Genomic DNA, 18,032 nt, shown 5'->3' with positions numbered 1-18,032 from the left:
AATAACAAGCCTATTTTTGTTTGTGGGCATTAGAAACGTATTGGACAGCTTTTTCAATGCGGTGAAGGCCGTCGCGGATTTCATCCTCGGTCACGATGAGAGGTGGCAAGAGGCGGATAACATTATTTCCTGCGCCAACGGTTAAAAGTTTTTCATCCCGCATAGCAGCGATAAGTTCGACGTTCGGGACAACGCATTTAAGCCCTGTTAAAAGCCCGATACCGCGAATGGATTGAACAACATCGGGAAACCTGTCGATGATAGAAGCCAATCCCTGTTTGAAAAGATTGGCCATGGCATTGACATGATCAAGGAAGCCATCGGACAACATGACGTCAAGCACTGCATTGGCAGCAGCCATTGCAAGAAGATTCCCGCCGAATGTCGAACCATGGGTGCCGGGTGTCATGCCTTTTGCTGCCTCTTTGGTTGCAAGACAGGCGCCAATCGGAAAACCGCCACCAAGGCCTTTGGCAAGCGCCATGATATCCGGTTCGATATTCGACCATTGATAGGCAAAAAGTTTGCCTGTGCGCCCCATACCGGTTTGCACCTCGTCAACGATAAAGAGCAGGCCGTTTTCATCACAGATGCGACGTAATAATTGCATGAATTCGGTCGGAACCGGACGTAACCCGCTTTCACCTTGAATAGGTTCGATAAGAAGAGCGGCAGTCTTTTCGCCAATTGCAGCACGCAATGCCTTTTCATCGTCGAAAGGAACCTGTACGAAACCTTGAGCTTTCGGGCCGAAGCCTTCAAGATATTTTTGTTGGCCGCCGGCTGCAAGAGTGGCCAGTGTGCGGCCATGGAAAGCACCTTCAAAAGTTATGATTTCATAACGTTCGGGGTGTCCACTGACATATTGGTAACGTCTGGCTGTCTTGATCGCGCACTCGATTGCTTCGGCGCCAGAATTACAGAAAAACACCTTGTCGGCAAAACTGTTTGCACAAAGTCTCTCTGCTACTTTTTCCTGTTCGGGAGACTGAAAAAGGTTTGATACGTGCCAGAGCTTGTTGGCCTGTTCTTCAACGGCTTTGACAAGCTTCGGGTGATTATGGCCAAGTGCATTGACCGCAATACCGGAGGTAAAATCAAGGTAGCGTTCACCATTATCGGAGATCAGCCAGGCCCCATTTCCTCGCGTGAAGCGCAAACCGATACGTGCAAAAGTATCATAAAGTGGTTGCGCATTGTTTTGGGTCATTGCCTGGTCTCCTACTCCATCGTCAATTTTCCTGTGTGACAAAAGCCGGATAGTCCGGCTCTCTGTCATCGCAGGTACAATAATATCGCTGTTTTTCTGAATGAAACGTTAGGTTTTTTGAAAAACAGTTTTTATCAGAGATAAAATATCAACAGCGCCGTATTTTGCCACGACGCTGCTAAAATCTATCCATTTTCAATATCCTGCCTGTCAGGGAAAAAGTCAATTGATGCCTTTGAAAGACCATATTTAAAAAATATCTTGCAAAAATCACATTTTTCACGAGCAATTTTCGAATTTTCCGAAAAAAGTGATTCGCAAGTTGGGGAAAACGTCTCAAAACACCTATATAAGGTCATGTAGACCCTTGTCATAGAGTCAAAGCGTATAGTAGTACTTAGCGTAAAACTGGAACATTTTTGGTTCTGCCGGATAATTATCATAACAAGTATGACTGCTTTGCGCTTCTTAGCGCAGGGATGGATTCCGGCAATAAAAGAGATGATAAAGTTAATTGTCATGCCACTTATCTGATATGAGGCAATGATGGAAATTAAGGAACGGAGTGCCGGTATGAACTGGACAGATGAACGTGTTGAACTTTTGAAAAAGCTTTGGAGTGACGGGTTGAGTGCCAGCCAGATTGCTGCCCAGCTTGGCGGAGTTAGCCGTAATGCCGTCATCGGCAAGGTTCATCGATTGAAACTGTCAGGGCGTGGTAAAACAACAAAGACGACGCCGCGCACGAAAAAACCTGCAGAAACCGTTGTTAATCCTACTCCGCAAGCACCGCGCGCAACGCGTACAACGCCGGTTCAGCCGGTTGCCGCCGCTGTCGCAGCTGCAGCAAAACCGCAGCCTTCAAGCATTGGTGCTACAGCTTTGAAACTGGATTTTGTTGCCGATGCTGTTTCAGAAGCGGAAGAACAGCCGTCAACCGATGTTGTTGTTCCGATGTCACGGCATTTGAGCCTGTTGCAGTTAAGCGAGAACACTTGCAAATGGCCAATTGGTGACCCGTTGTCGGATGACTTCTACTTTTGTGGTGCCGACGCCGGTGACTCTGGTCCCTATTGTGCTTTTCACGCAAAACTTGCTTTTCAACCGGTTTCGGAACGGCGTCGCGTAAGAGCCTGATCGTTGATGTAGAAGAGTATAATATTCTAGTAAACGTCAAAACCTTGGAATGTTTATTCCAAGGTTTTTTTATTTATTAGAAAATATAAACTGTATTTTCTTCAAATTTAATAAACTATTTTATAATTTCAGGTCTTTCCAGGAGGAAGATTTGAAGTGAATAAAGTTGATTTATCCGTAAGCTATGACGCGCCGCATTCTTGCAGCCACGAATGGTTAAAAAAAGCAATCGAAATCATAGAAGCGGAAATAAACCGCTCGGCAGACACGCATCTCATCCGTTACGATTTGCCGGAACCATGCGGAATAACGCTGTATTTGAAAGATGAATCGTGCCATCCGACTGGCAGCCTGAAACACCGGCTGGCGCGTTCACTTTTCCTCTATTCTCTTTGCAATGGGAAAATTGGACCCAAGACAACGATTGTCGAGGCGTCGAGCGGTTCGACTGCAGTTTCGGAAGCCTATTTTGCCAAATTGATCGGTGTCCCTTTTGTGACAGTTATTCCACGGACAACCTCACCACAAAAAGTCGCAGCTATTGAAGCCTATGGAGGCAGCGTCCATTTTATTGACGATCCGAAATCGGTTTATGTAACAGCTGAAAACCTCGCGGATGAATTGGGGGGCTATTATATTGATCAGTTTACTTTTGCCGAACGGGCAACCGATTGGCGGGGCAACAACAATATTGCTGATTCAATTTTCTGCCAGATGGCTAAAGAACCGTATCCTGTGCCAAACTGGATTATTGCAAGTGCAGGAACCGGTGGAACATCGGCAACATTGGGGCGATATATCAGATATCGTAAATATTCTACCAGACTTTGTGTGTCCGATCCGGAGGCTTCGGTCTTTCATCTCCATTATGCTGATCGTTCAATAAAGGAAATAGATTGTTGTCGCTCGGTTATTGAGGGGATTGGGCGTGCACGTGTCGAACCGTCTTTTATGCCGGATGTGATAGACCGCATGATTTCGGTCCCCGATCAGGCAAGTCTTGCAGCTATGCGTGTTATAAGCCGCCTTATCGGACGCAGCTGTGGCGGATCAACCGGTACCAATGTCTTTGCAGCTGCAGAGCTCATTTCCAATATGATTAAAAATCATCAACATGGATCACTTGTAACGTTGATTTGCGATAGTGGTGAACGTTACCGTTCGACCTATCTTGACGACCAATGGCTTGCTAAAAAAGGTTTTGATATTTCCGGTGATATGAAACGTCTGGAACAACTCTTTATAGAAGGGAAACCTTTCTGATTGTTGGCTTTTGTCTTCAGCCGGTTTTAAGAGGACAAACTGGCTAAAGTCTGCCAGACGCGCTTTAAACCGGCCGAGCGGGGCTTAACGAGCCTTGATCAGCTGCTTATAAAATTTGCCGAGAAAATCAGTGTTGCCGTAAACTTTACACCAACGGACCAATGTTTGCGGTCAATTGATGGCAATGAAATATTATTCCAGTCAAAAACGGATATTGATTTTTCTATGAGGTAAAAGTTTTAACGTGCCGGGCGTTCTTTCTTATCCGGCAAACTATGTGACATAGAACCGGACATGATTGTGATATCGTGGCGGGTGCGAAGAAATATAGCAGAAGCGAGTTAATCAATTATAGCCGTATTTCAGCTACAAAAGCTGATGAAGACAGCTTCTCAAACAAAAGTAAGTTCAACTATCAATATTTGAAGCGGACGTAACACGTTTTTCAGTTTCCAGAATTGTTAACCGAGCTCACGACAATATCGTCACGTTGTTCGATACTTACCCATTTTCCGGGAGATTGCGTCGATTGACGTTTAAGATATGTATATTCCGTATCTTTCCAGTTGAACACTTCGTCGCGCAAATTATCAAGTATAAAGTCGCCACGATCAGTGCGGACAGTTAAAACCGCATGACCTTCGCCATCGGGCTTGCGGACAACTGTAATCAGCAAACTTGCAAGCGGAATGCCTTTGTCGCGCAATTCTTTCTGCTTTTCCAGAACATAGTCTTCGCAGTCACCGGCATTTACCGGATAGGTCCAATACTCTTCCTTACCGTAAAGTTCCATGTCTGTCGCGGGAGTAATGCGTGCATTAACACTGTGGTTGACATCAAGCATCATATCCCAGACGCTTTGTGTCAATTTGACAGGCTGAAGTACACTGTTGCGGATTTTGCATTCATGGGGCAGGCGTTCACAAAATTCATAATGTCCGATAGGCTGGGATGTTTGGCCGTTGACGGTCATAAATTCGCTTGCCGCTTTAGCTGCCGTTGTCATGCCGACAACAGCTAAAATCGCCACTCCCAATATTCTGAACGCAAACACCATTTTTGTACTCGATTTAACCTGTCACGATAAAGATCGTTAACAAAAGGTTAAAGTCCAACTTTGGTTCCTAGTCAATGACAGGAATGCAACACCGCGTTAAGATTTGAATTATGGTTAAAATTGAAAACATAGTGTTTTCATATATTTAAGGTTTTTATATGGTTAACGGTGTGATTTCAAGAGAAGATAAAGATGTTTTGCTATCCATTTATAAAAAGCATGGGATAGCTTTGACTGATTTCTTGAAAAAGCTGAAATATGGCCTATTCATGCGTAAAAAAACCCTTATATGGACTGTATTACGTCTGAAATGTTGAAAGGCGTTCAAAAATTGAGAGCAGGTGAATGGGTAATTTGATAAAACGGCAAGCGACAATTGATGACATAGATTCATTGGTTGCGATTGAAGAGGCTTGCTTTGACAGTGACAGGATTTCCCGTCGCTCCTTTCGCACATTGATAGACCGGCCGACAGCCCGAACAATTGTTGCCGAGCTTGATGGCACAATTATCGGCTATGCAATGATTTTGTTTCGTAAAGGCACTGCTCTTGCGCGGCTCTACTCGCTTGCTGTCAAACCCGGTGGTAAAATAAAAGGTGTCGGCTCCGGGTTATTGGAAGCAGCAGAGCAGGCGGCTTTTGATGAAGGGCGCGTTTATATGCGCCTTGAAGTTCGCGAAGACAATGAACGGGCAATCAAACTTTACGAACGCTTCCGTTACCGCCCGATCGGTCGTTACCTTGATTATTATGCCGATCATACACCGGCATTGCGTTATGAAAAAACTTTGCGTGGAGACACGCCTGTTGAAACGTCTGTGCCCTATTACCAGCAGACTTCGGAATTTACCTGTGGTGCCGCCTGCCTGATGATGGCACTCAAATATTTCAATCCTCAATCCCGCCTTGATCCTGTGTTCGAACTTAGACTGTGGCGCGGCGCCACCACTGTCTTCATGCTTTCGGGACCTGGCGGATGCGAACCGTTCGGCCTTGCGGTTCTTGCCCATAATTATGGCTTGAAAGCCGAAATCATCGTCACAAGCTATGAATTTCTATTTATCAATTCGGTACGTGATCCCAAGAAACGCGAAATTATGGAAATTGCCCAGACCGATTTTCGCGAGCAGGCTGATGCTGCCCATATTCCGGTGCGAATTGCCGCTTTTACGCTGGATGACATTCGCGCAGCCCTCGCGCGCGGTGCTCTGGTTCTTGTGCTTATCAGTTTTTACCATATGTTTGGTGAAAAAATTCCCCATTGGGTACTGGTTCACGGAGATGACGGAAGCCATATCCTTATCCACGATCCATGGGTGGAGGAAGATGAAGGCGAGACAATTGCCGATTCTGCAAACTTGCCTTTGAATTATAAAGTGTTCGATCATATTGCGCGCTTTGGAAAAGACGGTCTGCGCGCGGCCGTCATATTGGAGAAAAGCTAGTTACCTATGACTATTTGTGTAATCCTTGCTGGACGAGTGTCTGACGTAGATAATGGTGCGACCACGCACAAGGTCATGACACATCGCGACTATTTGGCTAATCCTGCATTATTTGCCGGTCAGCGTCCTCGTATTATCAACCTGTCACGTTCCTACCGTTATCAAAGCCGCGCCTATTACTGTTCGCTTCTTGCCGAAGCCCGCGGGCATCGTGTGTTACCTTCGGTGGAAACCATGATTGATCTGTCGGAACGCCGACTTTATAAAAAATCTATTCCCGAGCTTGAAGATTGTCTCAACAAAGCCCTGAAAGGAGACGGTACACGCGCACCGGAAATTATCAGGGTATTTTTTGGAATTACCGATAGCTCGAATGATATAAAAGGTGACCGCTTTGAAAAATTCGGTCACCTTTTGTTTGACTGGTATCGGGCTCCGGCATTGGAAGTCCATGTTATTCCGGGCGAATGGGCGCGTATTCACAAAATAGGTTTCGCCAATTGGCAAAAGCTTGAAGGTGAAAGTCGCGACGCTTTCTATGAGGCTATGGAAACTTATACGACACGAGCCTGGAAAGAAGCCCGTCACAAAGTGCCGCCACGCTGGACATTTGCAGTTTTATGCAATCCGGAAGAAGAATTGCCACCAACCAATGTCGAAGATTTGAAGCATTGGGCAAAAATTGCGGCTCGCCTTGGTGTGGAAGTCGAACCAATCGGGGCAAGAGATCTTGCGCGTCTTGCCAATTTCGATGCGCTGTTTATTCGTGAAACAACCAATATATCTAACCACACCTATCGTTTTGCACGTCGCGCGGAACAGGAAAATATGCCGGTTATCGACGACCCGATGTCGATGATCCGGTGTACGAACAAAGTCTATCTTGACGAGTTGATGCGCGCGAATGGTGTACCGGTTCCCCCTACGGTGATGATAGGCGGCAATGATGATCTGGTAAGAGCGGCAGATACTCTCGGTTTCCCGATGGTGTTGAAAATTCCGGATTCATCATTTTCACGCGGGGTGAAACGCGTTGGCTCAATGGAAGAATTGCGCCGTCTTGCCCATGAGTGGCTCAAAGACAGTGATCTTTTGCTGGCGCAAAAATATTTGCCGACCAAGTTCGATTGGCGTGTCGGTGTCTTGGGTGGCAAACCGCTTTTTGTCTGCCAGTATGAAATGGCGCCCCATCATTGGCAAATCATCAAACATGATCCGAATGGTGGTGAACCGCTGGAAGGTGGTTTTAAAACCTATGCTATTCCCGATGCACCGCCGGCAGTTGTCGAGATCGGTTTGAAAGCGGCGCGTTGCATTGGCGATGGCCTCTACGGTGTTGATATTAAAGAAACCGATGAAGGTATTGTGGTTATTGAAGTCAACGACAACCCCAATATCGAACACGGGGTCGAGGATCTGGCCGAAAAAGACGATGTCTGGATCAATCTGACACGCTGGTTTATCGAGCGTCTCGAACGTTGATTTGAAAAACCTGACGAGGCAAAACCGGCAATGTGTTGCCGGTTTTTTTGTATTTCAACGGGATTGTTTTTATTTTGTTAGCGAGCGTAAATGCGCGTCAATCAACTTCGTGAAAAAGGATACGCGTTTTTTCGAAAATAATTTGCGCTGGTTTCGGGAATATTTATTGGCTTAAAAAAAAGACCAATTTGCAAACGCAAGGGTCAATATGATCGCATTGATGTTTTGCTGTTGATGAAGCTTTTTTCACCGTAAGGGTAACATCAGTATGCAGAATTATCGGACGACGAAGTATTCTTGCTCGACGAATTGTTGCTGCTCAAGGCCTTTTCGATTTGTGGCAATGTTTCATCTTTATAGATTTGTGGCGTTAACGGCCCGATATGTTTATAAACAATAATGCCTTCGCGGTTTAAAAGAAAAGTTTCCGGTGGACCGTAAACCCCCCAATCAATGGCTGCGCGGCCGCTCGGGTCAAAGCCGACAAGCTTGAAAGGGCTTCCGAAATTATCAAGGAAGCGTATCGCGTTTTCTTCTCTATCTTTGTAATTGATGCCGACAAGGTCAAAGCGTTTGTCTTTTGAAATTTCAATAAGAACGGGATGTTCGTCACGGCATGGCGGACACCATGACCCCCAGAAATTGACAAGCGTAACGCGCCCCTTGAAATCGTCAGGGTTGAAGGAGCCGGCTTGACCCAGAAGGGGCAAAACTGTTGCAGGTGCAGGCTTGCCGGCAAGTGCATTGGGAACAAGATTGGCCGTGTCGGGATTGGTTGTTTCCATATGGCTAAACATGATAACAACCAGAACAACAAACAGGATGAACGGCCCAAAAAGGGCGATCATCACCGGAACACTCATTTTTTTCTTGGGCGCGTCCATGATCTTCACTGTTTTACTTTGTTGGCACGGATGGCATTTGACTGTTCAAGTTTTTGAAGACGGGCTTTTTGATGACGGCCATTAAGGACAATGTATAAAACGAGCAATAACAGGACAACGGCCGAGACAACATAGCTCAAGGTGACAATCTGGCTATGGTCGAAATGGCCCAGAAATATGTCGATACGGTCGGAAATGCCAATTGCATTTTCAGTGGTCATTTTACGTTTTCCTTCTGACGCAGGCGCCGCGCAGCCATTCTTTGCATTGTTTCAACTCGCCGACGGGTAATTTCAGTACGCATAGTTGCAAGATAAAGAGCAAAAAATGCCAATGTGAAACCGATAGCCATGGTAAAGAGCGGCCATAACATGGCGCTATCAATAGCCGAGCCGCCTTTGCGAAGAATTGAGGCGGGTTGATGAAGTGTATTCCACCATTCAACCGAGAATTTGATAATCGGTATATTGATGAAACCGACAAGCGTCAGGATAGCCGCAGCTTTTGCGCCTTTTGTTGCGTCGTCAAAGGCCCGTGAAAGCGCGATGATCGCAAGATAAATCAAAAACAACACGAGCACGGAAGTAAGTCGGGCATCCCATTCCCACCATGTGCCCCATGTTGGCCGCCCCCAGAGAGAGCCGGTTATAAGGGCAAGAGCAGTAAAAGTGGCACCAATCGGAGCAGCACTTTTAAGCGATACGTCGGCAAGCGGATGACGCCAGACCAAAGTTCCCAGTGCCGAAACACTCATCAGCGTGTAGCAGCACATGGAAAGCCATGCAAAAGGCACATGAAGATACATGATGCGTACTGTCATGCCTTGCTGATAATCGTCGGGCGAGCGCATGACCATGAAAAGGCCACAGGCGAGAACAATAACAGCAACAAGGCTAAGCCACGGCAGAACTTTACCGCTTAGCCCCATGAAACGCGTCGGGTTAGCCAACGATTGCAACCGGTTTGTCTTCTTTTGTATCAATTCCATGATATCCCTTATGGTCGGGTTTTGTTTTTGTCGCAATTATCTTTCTTTATTCAGACCAACATATGACACCAATCTGACGAAGATGTGATGTCTAGTCCGATAATGAAGCAAGTGTCAAAGCCGCAGCCAATGGGCCGAGAATCGAGAAGAACAGTGACAGAGCGATCAAAAACAGTAACGGGTTTATGAACGAAATCCCCGGAGCGGTGGTTGCATAGGCTGCCGACACGCCAAAGATCATAACCGGTACGGCAAGCGGCAAAACAATAACCGATATCAATACGCCGCCACGCGGTAGCGAGGTTGCAAGCGCCGCACCAACTGCACCAATCAGGGTAATCGCAGGTGTACCGCATAAAAGTGTGAGCATGAGACCGCCTATTGCTGTTCCACCAAGACCGAGCATCAAACCTAGCACCGGAGTAAAAAGAATAAGTGGCAGAATAGTTCCACACCAATGAGCAGAACATTTGGTAAAAACAACGAGACTCAAGCTTTTTCTGTGTCGGGACAATATGAGTTGGTCAAGGCTGCCGTCATCACGGTCAGTCTGGAACATGCGGTCCAGTCCTAGAAGGATTGAAAGAAGCGCTCCGATCCAGAGCATTCCTGGTCCGATGCGGGACAAAATTTCCTGATCGGGGCCGACAGCAAACGGGGTTATAACGATAATTGCTGCAAAAAACAGAAGTCCCGTTAATAAAGAACTTCCCGGACCAAAAGCAATACGCAAATCGCGCAAGAAAAGGGCTTTCATCAGCTGTCCTCGAAATCGGGAAGGTAATCGTCAAGTAGAATATGACGATTTTCTTCTATGCCAAGTGGTAAATGGGTTGCTGCAATAATCATGCCCGAACGATTTCTGTGCTCTTCCATAATTTTTGCAAAAATCGCACTTGCATGTTTATCAAGCCCTGATGTCGGCTCGTCCAAGAGCCATAAAGGTTGGTGGGATAATAAGAGCCGTGCAATGGCGACGCGTCTTTTTTGTCCGGTTGAAAGAACACCGAAGGGAAGATGTTCAATTCCGGAAAGTTCAACCTGATCAAGTGCTTCCATTGGCGACAAAAGTCGTGAAGAATCGAAATCCGACCAGAATTCGAGGTTTTGCAAAACGGTCAAATGCGTTTTCATGGCATTTTGACTGCCAAGATAATGGCTGACAAGAGCAACAGGAAAAATCTGCCCGCCTTCCGTTGCTTCTATAGTTCCTTCATTTGCTTGCAGAAAACCGGCAATGATTCGCAGCAAAGTCGACTTGCCGATGCCATTCGGACCGGTAATTGTGAGCAATTCTCTATCGTGGATTGTAAAGTTCAAGTGTTGGAACAACACCTCTTCACCACGTTTTGCACTCAGATCAACTGCTGTTATTTCCATGTAACCACCGGATTTTATTTAACCTTTCTTAAGATGGCCGGAGCCTTTTAACAAGTAAACACATTTTTTTTAATGGATTACGTCTGGAACAGTTCCAGAAAAGGAACTATACCAAGGTTACCATACCAGCGGTCGGTGTGGACAATTTTTGGGCCGGTCTCCAAATCTGCTTGTTCTGGCGGTTGAGGAACGGACAGCGGAAATGACTGCACCCGCACCGTAGCTGCGATCTTGACCCGCAGTTTGTGGCGTTCGTTCCTGGAGCTTAAGGCTCGCACAGATATAAGGACGAACAGTCGTGTCTCAAATAGATAGTTTTAAGTGCCGCAAAACACTCCATGTAAATGGCAAAGACTATATTTATTACAGTCTGACGGAAGCCGAAAAGAACGGTTTGCCCGACATTTCCCGCTTGCCATTTTCAATGAAGGTTCTGCTCGAGAACCTGTTGCGGTTTGAAGACGGTCGCACGGTCAAGAAAGACGACATTTTAAATATCGCCAAATGGCTGGACGACAAGGGAAAAGCAGGCGCTGAAATTGCCTATCGCCCCTCACGCGTTTTAATGCAGGATTTTACCGGCGTTCCCGCTGTTGTCGATCTTGCAGCCATGCGTGACGCAATGGTGAAACTTGGTGAAAATCCGGAAAAAATCAATCCGTTGGTTCCGGTCGACCTCGTTATTGATCACTCGGTGATCGTTGACGATTTTGGCAATCCGCTGGCTTTCCAGCACAATAAAGAACTCGAATATAAACGTAATGGCGAACGCTATCGGTTTTTGAAATGGGGGCAACAGGCCTTCCGGAATTTCCGCGTTGTTCCCCCGGGGACCGGCATTTGCCATCAGGTCAATCTTGAATACCTTGCCCAATGTGTTTGGACGAGAGAAGAAAACGGCCACACGATAGCCTATCCGGATACCTGCGTTGGTACCGATTCCCACACCACTATGGTCAATGGTCTGGGTGTTCTTGGCTGGGGCGTTGGCGGTATTGAAGCTGAAGCGGCAATGCTTGGACAACCGGTTTCCATGCTGTTGCCTGAGGTTATAGGCTTCCGTCTGACCGGCAAACTCAAGGAAGGTATAACAGCTACCGATCTTGTTTTGACCGTAACACAGATGTTGCGTAAAAAAGGCGTGGTCGGCAAATTCGTCGAATTCTTCGGCCCGGGTCTTGAACATATGACGTTGGCCGATCGTGCGACAATTGGCAATATGAGCCCCGAATATGGCGCGACATGCGGCTTTTTCCCGATTGATCAGGAAACTATCCGTTACCTCAATATGACAGGCCGTAAAGAAGAGCGGATTGCACTTGTCGAAGCTTATACAAAAGCTCAGGGCATGTGGCATGATTCCCATACGCCTGATCCGGTATTTACCGATACAATCGAACTTGATATGGGAACGGTTGTGCCGTCCATGGCCGGTCCGAAACGTCCGGAAGGGCGTTTGCCGCTTGAAGAGGTCGGTAAAAGTTTTGCCACAGCTCTTCACAATGAATATAAGAAAACAACCGGTGAAAAAACACGCTATCAGGTTGAAGGCGAGGATTTTGACATTGGCCACGGAGATGTCGCTATTGCAGCGATCACTTCTTGCACCAATACATCCAATCCGAGCGTTCTGATTGCGGCCGGTCTACTTGCTCGAAACGCGGTTGCCAAAGGCTTGAAATCCAAGCCGTGGGTTAAAACTTCACTGGCTCCGGGCTCGCAGGTGGTTGAAGCCTATCTGGTCAATTCCGGATTGCAAAAAGATCTTGATGCTTTGGGCTTCAATCTGGTCGGTTTCGGTTGCACAACCTGTATCGGTAACTCGGGTCCTCTGCCGCCGGCAATTTCGAAAACCATCAATGACAAGGGATTGATCGTTGCAGCGGTTCTTTCCGGAAACCGTAACTTCGAGGGACGTGTTTCACCGGATGTTCAGGCAAACTACCTTGCTTCACCGCCGCTCGTTGTTGCCCATGCTTTGGCCGGAACTATCACCAAGGATCTCACAAAAGAACCTCTTGGAACCGGCAAGGATGGCAAGCCGGTTTATCTGAAGGATATCTGGCCAACTTCACAGGAAGTTCAGGAATTCATCGAAAAGAATGTTACCCGCAAGATTTTTGAATCAAAATATGCGGATGTCTTCAAGGGCGATGAAAACTGGCAGAAAGTCAAGGTTCCAGCGGGAGAAACCTATGCTTGGGACAAAGACTCGACCTATGTTCGCAATCCTCCCTATTTTGAAAATATGCCGAAAGTACCTGCACCGCTCAAAAATATTGACGGAGCTCGTATCCTCGGACTTTTCGGGGACAAGATTACGACAGACCATATTTCTCCTGCCGGTTCTATCAAGGTTGATTCTCCGGCTGGTAAATATTTGATCGAACATGGTGTAAAACCAGCCGATTTCAACCAGTATGGTACCCGTCGCGGCAACCATGAAGTGATGATGCGTGGCACTTTTGCCAATATCCGTATCCGTAACTTTATGCTTGGCGAAAACGGACGCGAAGGTGGCTACACCATTCACTATCCATCCAAGGAAGAAGAATCGATCTATGATGCTGCTATGCAGTATAAGAGCGAGCATGTGCCACTCGTTGTCTTCGCAGGCATCGAATATGGCAACGGCTCATCCCGCGACTGGGCGGCCAAAGGAACCAATCTTTTGGGCGTACGTGCGGTGATTGCTCAATCTTTCGAGCGTATTCACCGTTCCAATCTCGTTGGTATGGGCATTGTTCCGTTTGTCTTCGAAGATGGACAGAGCTGGCGTTCATTGGGCCTGAAAGGCGATGAAGTCATCACTATTGATGGTATCAACGATCTGAAGCCACGGCAAAAAACTGTTGCCAAGGTCAAATTCAGTGACGGCACTGTCAAGGAAGTTCCGCTTCTTTGCCGGGTCGATACTGTCGATGAACTTGATTACCTCCATAATGGCGGCATTTTGCAGTATGTTCTGCGTAATTTGGCAAAAGAAGGCTGATTGGCAGCTTTAAAAAAATTGATAAACGGGGTGGGAAATCGCACCCCGTTTATTTTTAAATGACAATTTGAGAGAATCTCATTGACGCGAGCGGCTGAATTAAGCTATAAGCCCACCAAGATTAAGCGGCTCTTGGCCGCAGTTTGTGTTTCTAGGCTTTTATGGCCGTTCAATAAGAAGAGAGAGATAGACTTATGGCGAATACACCTTCGTCCAGAAAAGCAGTGCGTAAGATTGCAACGCGCACAGAAGTTAACAAATCACGTCGTACACGTATTCGTACATTCGTACGCAAGTTTGATGATGCTGTTGCCGGCGGTAATAAAGCCGCAGCTGAAGTTGCTTTCAAAGCTGTCGAGCCCGAATTGATGCGTGCTGTCACAAAAGGTGTTCTGCATAAAAATGCAGCGTCGCGCAAAGTTTCTCGTTTGGCTAAGAAATTGAAAGCTATCTCGGCCTGACATTTTAAAAAACCGCTCGCTCGAGTGTGTGTTTTTATTCATAAATAGTGATTCCAACCGGTATCTTTTGGTACCGGTTTTTTTATGTTTTGATCTATGTCAAGAAGAGAAAAATTAACCGTAAAAATTAATATTTTTAGAATGAAATACTGTTTCAAAAAATGGTATAAAAATCGTTTAAAAACAAATAATTAGACTTATTATCCACAAGCTTCAGGAAAGCCTGTTACGTTCGGTTTTTGTCAAGTATTTTTTTTAAAAATTTTTTTAAAAAAAATCGGCGGACAAAAGTCGGTGTAGATAATTGAAAAAAGCTTATTGAATCAAAGCAATTACGCTTTTCTATCCGGCTTACGGATTGGAAGAGTCGGCTGTTAAAGCCATTTTCGGCTTCCATTCACCCCTTGCATTTATGGGAAGCGTTTTTGTATGGTCATCTTCGGAAATGATAGCTTTTCCACATGTTTCATGAGTCTTCGGCCAAGTAGGGTCAAAGGTTCGTTGGTGCAGTTGAAAGGGTAAAGCCATTTTGATTTTTGTCCGGGCAAGGGGGGCGCAATAAAAGCAACCTTGCAATTGCTTGAAAGACAAAATGTCATTTGTGCTTGGCCTGTGAAATGTCTGATGAGTTATCGTCGGGACAGGGTTACCGGTATATCGAACGCGTAGTGGATAATACGTTTGGAACACATGCCGGTTGTCTGATCGTGAGAATGGCAGTTTTGTAGGGGTTTATTCGAATTTGTAGGATAAAACGGATGTGTACCGGTTTAACGAAACTGAGTTTACGCGGAAATCTGTTTTGTACGAATTGCTTTAATTTTGGTGTTAAAGGCGAGAACCGTTGGCGGATGTGAGGGTAATGGTTATGACCAGTCTTGCTTCGGTTGTCGTCAGAGAGAATGTTGCGTAAAATGTCAAATTTGAACGGGATAGTGTCAGGTGAAACAGGGATGAAAGAAAGTCTTCATCATCTGGTAGCACAAGACGAAGGGGATGAACTTTTTGCACGTGTTATGGCGCAGCTCAAAGTTCACGTCGGTAACGAGGCATATTCTAGCTGGTTCGGGCGTTTGCAGCTTGACGAATTCAGTCGCAGTCAAGTTCGTTTATCGGTGCCTACGGCGTTTTTGCGCTCATGGATTACCAATCATTATGCCACTATCCTTACCGAACTCTGGCGTCAGGAATGTCCAACACTATTGCGAGTCGATATTGTCGTGCGCGGTATGAATCGGGTGGTAAAACACACCGTTACGCATAAAGACGAAGATGCCCATGTTCATGTCCAACAAGAAAATACAACAGCTTCTTCTATGCATAACCGGCCCGAACGTTTTTCGGGCGAGGCGCAGCAAAGTGTTTTCGGTTCACCGCTCGACTCGCGTTATACGTTCGACACATTTGTAGAAGGTCCATCCAATCGCGTTGCTCTTGCCGCCGCCCGTTCCATTGCGGAAAGCCATAAAAGCGCTTTGCGTTTTAATCCTTTGTTTATTCATGCCGCTGTCGGTTTGGGAAAAACCCATCTTTTACAGGCTATTGCGGCTGCTGCTTTGCAACGCCCCACACCGGTTCGGGTGATTTATCTGACGGCTGAATATTTTATGTGGCGTTTTGCAACGGCCATTCGCGACAACAATGCATTATCATTCAAAGAGCAATTGCGTGACATTGATTTGCTTATTATTGACGATATGCAGTTTTTGCAGGGCAAGTCGATCCAGCATGAATTTTGCCATCTGCTCAACATGCTGCTTGATAGTGCAAAACAGGTTGTTGTTGCTGCCGATCGCGCCCCTGCCGAGCTCGAGTCGCTTGATGTACGTGTCCGTTCACGTTTACAAGGCGGGGTTTCGTTGGAAATTGAGTCTCCCGATTTCGATATGCGTCTTGAAATGTTGCGTAAGCGCTTGAAAACCGCCCAGCATGATGATCCCTCGATTTCCATTCCTGATGAAGTTCTGGCTCATATTGCAAGAATCGTTTCCGGTTCCGGACGCGATCTCGAAGGTGCATTCAACCAGCTCCTGTTCCGCCAGTCATTCGAGCCCGACTTGTCGTTGAATCGTATTGATGAATTGCTTGATCATCTCACTCGCTCGGGCGAGCCGAAGCGAATCCGCATTGAGGAAATCCAGCGGGTCGTTGCACGCCATTACAATGTTTCCAAGCAGGATCTGTTGTCGAATCGGAGAACCCGTACAATTGTCAAACCACGGCAGGTTGCCATGTATCTTGCAAAGATGATGACACCACGGTCGTTGCCGGAAATCGGGCGTCGCTTTGGCGGACGCGATCACACCACTGTTCTTCACGCCGTGCGCAAGATTGAAGATATGGTTGGTGCCGATCAGCAATTGGCAAAAGAATTGGAATTGCTCAAGCGTCTGATTGATGAACAGTCAGCCTGATTGTGTTTTTCCTGAGTCTCGCGGGCCACAAAAGTGATATAAGGGCAATAAACTTGCATTTTAGGCAAGAATATTGCCATTCTGGTTCTTATTTGTTTTTCTTAGTAGGTGATTCTTTGTTTTGAAGGAATCATTCCGTACAAAGTTAGACAACAAGAAATTCTCTGGTTGGCAGAATAAGTTAAGAGAGTGTCCAATATGCGCATCACAGTCGATCGTAGCAATCTGTTAAAGTCTCTCGGTCGTGTCCATCGCGTCGTCGAACGGCGCAATACGATTCCTATTCTCTCCAACGTCCTGATCAATACGGTCAATGCCGGTGTCGAATTGCAGGCTACCGACCTTGATCTGGAAGTTACAGAAACAACCACGGCAAATATCGAACAGAGTGGATCGACGACTGTTCCTGCCCATCTTCTTTACGAGATTGTTCGAAAACTTCCCGAAGGTGGCGAGATTATGCTTTCGGTTTCCGATGATGGCAACGCTATGCAGGTTGTTTCGGGTCGCTCGAATTTCCGTTTGCAATGTTTGCCCAAGGAAGATTTTCCAGAGCTTAATGCCGGTGATTTCAGTCATAGTTTCACATTGTCGGCGTCAGCCCTGAAACGACTCATTGATTGCACACAATTTGCTATTTCGACGGAAGAAACGCGCTATTACCTCAACGGCATCTATTTTCATGTTATTGATAACAAAGGCTTGAAAATACGCACTGTAGCCACAGATGGGCACCGTTTGGCAGAAGCTGAAACAGATGCGCCTTCGGGGTCGGAAGGTATGCCGGGTATTATTATTCCGCGCAAGGCCGTCGGCGAGTTGCAAAAATTGCTGGGCGAAGAAGCGGAAAGTGAAATCAAAATCGAGGTTTCGGAAACGAAAATACGTTTCAGTATTGCTTCTGTCGTGCTGACCTCGAAATTGATCGACGGTACATTTCCCGATTATCAGCGTGTTATACCATTGGCCAATGACAAGAAATTGACCATCAACCGGCAAAGTTTTGCCGCCGCTGTCGATCGCGTTTCGACTATTTCCAGTGATCGTGGGAGAGCCGTCAAATTGACAATCGAAAATGGTCAATTGACGCTTACGGTCAACAATCCGGATTCAGGTAGCGCCGAGGATCAAATCGTTGCCGATTATGAGGGAGAGCCGTTGGAAATCGGTTTTAATTCCAAGTATCTTCTTGATATCATGGCTCAACTTAATGGTGAAAATGCGATCTTCATGCTTGCCGATGCGGGGGCGCCGACTCTTATTCGTGATAGTGATGATGCAGACGCACTTTATGTGTTGATGCCAATGCGTGTATAGA

At 46.4% G+C, this 18,032-nt stretch carries 15 protein-coding genes; 8 read left to right on the top strand and 7 right to left on the bottom strand.

Annotated features, from left to right (window positions below; genetic code table 11):
* Positions 1 to 10: 10 nt before the first annotated feature.
* Positions 11 to 1,210: an aspartate aminotransferase family protein gene (locus PEB0122_RS00805; RefSeq protein WP_075913604.1), complete on the bottom strand. Its 1,200-nt coding sequence runs from the start codon at positions 1,208 to 1,210 to the stop codon at positions 11 to 13.
* A gap of 573 nt (positions 1,211 to 1,783) precedes the next feature.
* Here PEB0122_RS00805 and PEB0122_RS00795 point away from each other — a divergent pair.
* The gene (locus PEB0122_RS00795; protein ID WP_075913949.1) at positions 1,784 to 2,347 is read left to right on the top strand and encodes a GcrA family cell cycle regulator; all 564 of its coding nucleotides are present in this window, start codon (positions 1,784 to 1,786) and stop codon (positions 2,345 to 2,347) included.
* Positions 2,348 to 2,503: 156 nt separating this feature from the next.
* On the top strand, positions 2,504 to 3,610 hold the full coding sequence (locus tag PEB0122_RS00790) for a PLP-dependent cysteine synthase family protein (protein ID WP_075915238.1): 1,107 nt from the start codon (positions 2,504 to 2,506) through the stop codon (positions 3,608 to 3,610).
* Between the two features lie 445 nt (positions 3,611 to 4,055).
* Here the strand turns inward: PEB0122_RS00790 and PEB0122_RS00785 are convergent, their stop codons facing one another.
* Positions 4,056 to 4,667 carry a transglutaminase-like cysteine peptidase gene (locus tag PEB0122_RS00785; RefSeq protein WP_075915237.1) on the bottom strand — a complete coding sequence of 204 codons (612 nt, stop codon included), beginning with the start codon at positions 4,665 to 4,667 and terminating at the stop codon, positions 4,056 to 4,058.
* Between the two features lie 345 nt (positions 4,668 to 5,012).
* Here PEB0122_RS00785 and PEB0122_RS00780 point away from each other — a divergent pair, with 345 nt between their 5' ends.
* A complete protein-coding gene (locus tag PEB0122_RS00780) occupies positions 5,013 to 6,113 on the top strand; it encodes a GNAT family N-acetyltransferase/peptidase C39 family protein (protein ID WP_075915236.1) in 1,101 nt (366 codons plus the stop codon).
* A gap of 6 nt (positions 6,114 to 6,119) precedes the next feature.
* Positions 6,120 to 7,595, top strand: coding sequence for a RimK family protein (locus tag PEB0122_RS00775; RefSeq protein ID WP_075869712.1), 1,476 nt, complete (start codon positions 6,120 to 6,122; stop codon positions 7,593 to 7,595).
* Between the two features lie 263 nt (positions 7,596 to 7,858).
* On the opposite strand, the gene PEB0122_RS00770 is transcribed toward PEB0122_RS00775, so the two are convergent.
* The 5 genes from PEB0122_RS00770 to ccmA form a co-directional block, all read right to left on the bottom strand.
* A complete protein-coding gene (locus PEB0122_RS00770) occupies positions 7,859 to 8,479 on the bottom strand; it encodes a DsbE family thiol:disulfide interchange protein (RefSeq protein ID WP_075915235.1) in 621 nt (206 codons plus the stop codon).
* 5 nt (positions 8,480 to 8,484) lie between these two features.
* On the bottom strand, positions 8,485 to 8,700 hold the full coding sequence (gene ccmD, locus PEB0122_RS00765; protein ID WP_075869714.1) for a heme exporter protein CcmD: 216 nt from the start codon (positions 8,698 to 8,700) through the stop codon (positions 8,485 to 8,487).
* The gene (locus PEB0122_RS00760; protein ID WP_075869715.1) at positions 8,697 to 9,467 is read right to left on the bottom strand and encodes a heme ABC transporter permease; all 771 of its coding nucleotides are present in this window, start codon (positions 9,465 to 9,467) and stop codon (positions 8,697 to 8,699) included. The genes ccmD and PEB0122_RS00760 overlap by 4 nt, the downstream gene beginning before the upstream one ends.
* Before the next feature lie 91 nt (positions 9,468 to 9,558).
* Positions 9,559 to 10,224: a heme exporter protein CcmB gene (gene ccmB, locus PEB0122_RS00755; RefSeq protein ID WP_075869716.1), complete on the bottom strand. Its 666-nt coding sequence runs from the start codon at positions 10,222 to 10,224 to the stop codon at positions 9,559 to 9,561.
* On the bottom strand, positions 10,224 to 10,847 hold the full coding sequence (ccmA, locus tag PEB0122_RS00750; protein ID WP_075913599.1) for a heme ABC exporter ATP-binding protein CcmA: 624 nt from the start codon (positions 10,845 to 10,847) through the stop codon (positions 10,224 to 10,226). Before ccmA ends, ccmB begins: the two co-directional genes overlap by 1 nt.
* Positions 10,848 to 11,145: 298 nt before the next feature.
* On the opposite strand from ccmA, the gene acnA reads away from it, so the two are divergent.
* The 4 genes from acnA (at position 11,146) to dnaN (ending at position 18,031) form a co-directional block, all read left to right on the top strand.
* Positions 11,146 to 13,839 (top strand): aconitate hydratase AcnA, encoded by a 2,694-nt coding sequence (gene acnA / locus PEB0122_RS00745; protein WP_075869718.1) that lies wholly within the window; start codon positions 11,146 to 11,148, stop codon positions 13,837 to 13,839.
* Positions 13,840 to 14,033: 194 nt separating this feature from the next.
* Complete coding sequence (gene rpsT / locus PEB0122_RS00740) at positions 14,034 to 14,300, top strand: 30S ribosomal protein S20 (protein WP_075869719.1); 267 nt, start codon at positions 14,034 to 14,036, stop codon at positions 14,298 to 14,300.
* A 953-nt stretch (positions 14,301 to 15,253) separates the two neighbouring features.
* Positions 15,254 to 16,714 (top strand): chromosomal replication initiator protein DnaA, encoded by a 1,461-nt coding sequence (gene dnaA / locus PEB0122_RS00735; protein ID WP_371809434.1) that lies wholly within the window; start codon positions 15,254 to 15,256, stop codon positions 16,712 to 16,714.
* A gap of 198 nt (positions 16,715 to 16,912) precedes the next feature.
* Positions 16,913 to 18,031: a DNA polymerase III subunit beta gene (gene dnaN, locus PEB0122_RS00730; protein WP_075869721.1), complete on the top strand. Its 1,119-nt coding sequence runs from the start codon at positions 16,913 to 16,915 to the stop codon at positions 18,029 to 18,031.
* Position 18,032: the final 1 nt, after the last annotated feature.

This window comes from Ditibartonella apis (assembly GCF_001952075.1).
Taxonomy (GTDB): domain Bacteria; phylum Pseudomonadota; class Alphaproteobacteria; order Rhizobiales; family Rhizobiaceae; genus Bartonella; species Bartonella apis.
The sequence above is the reverse complement of the archived record's forward strand: the minus strand, read 5'-3'. Positions and strand labels throughout refer to the sequence as shown.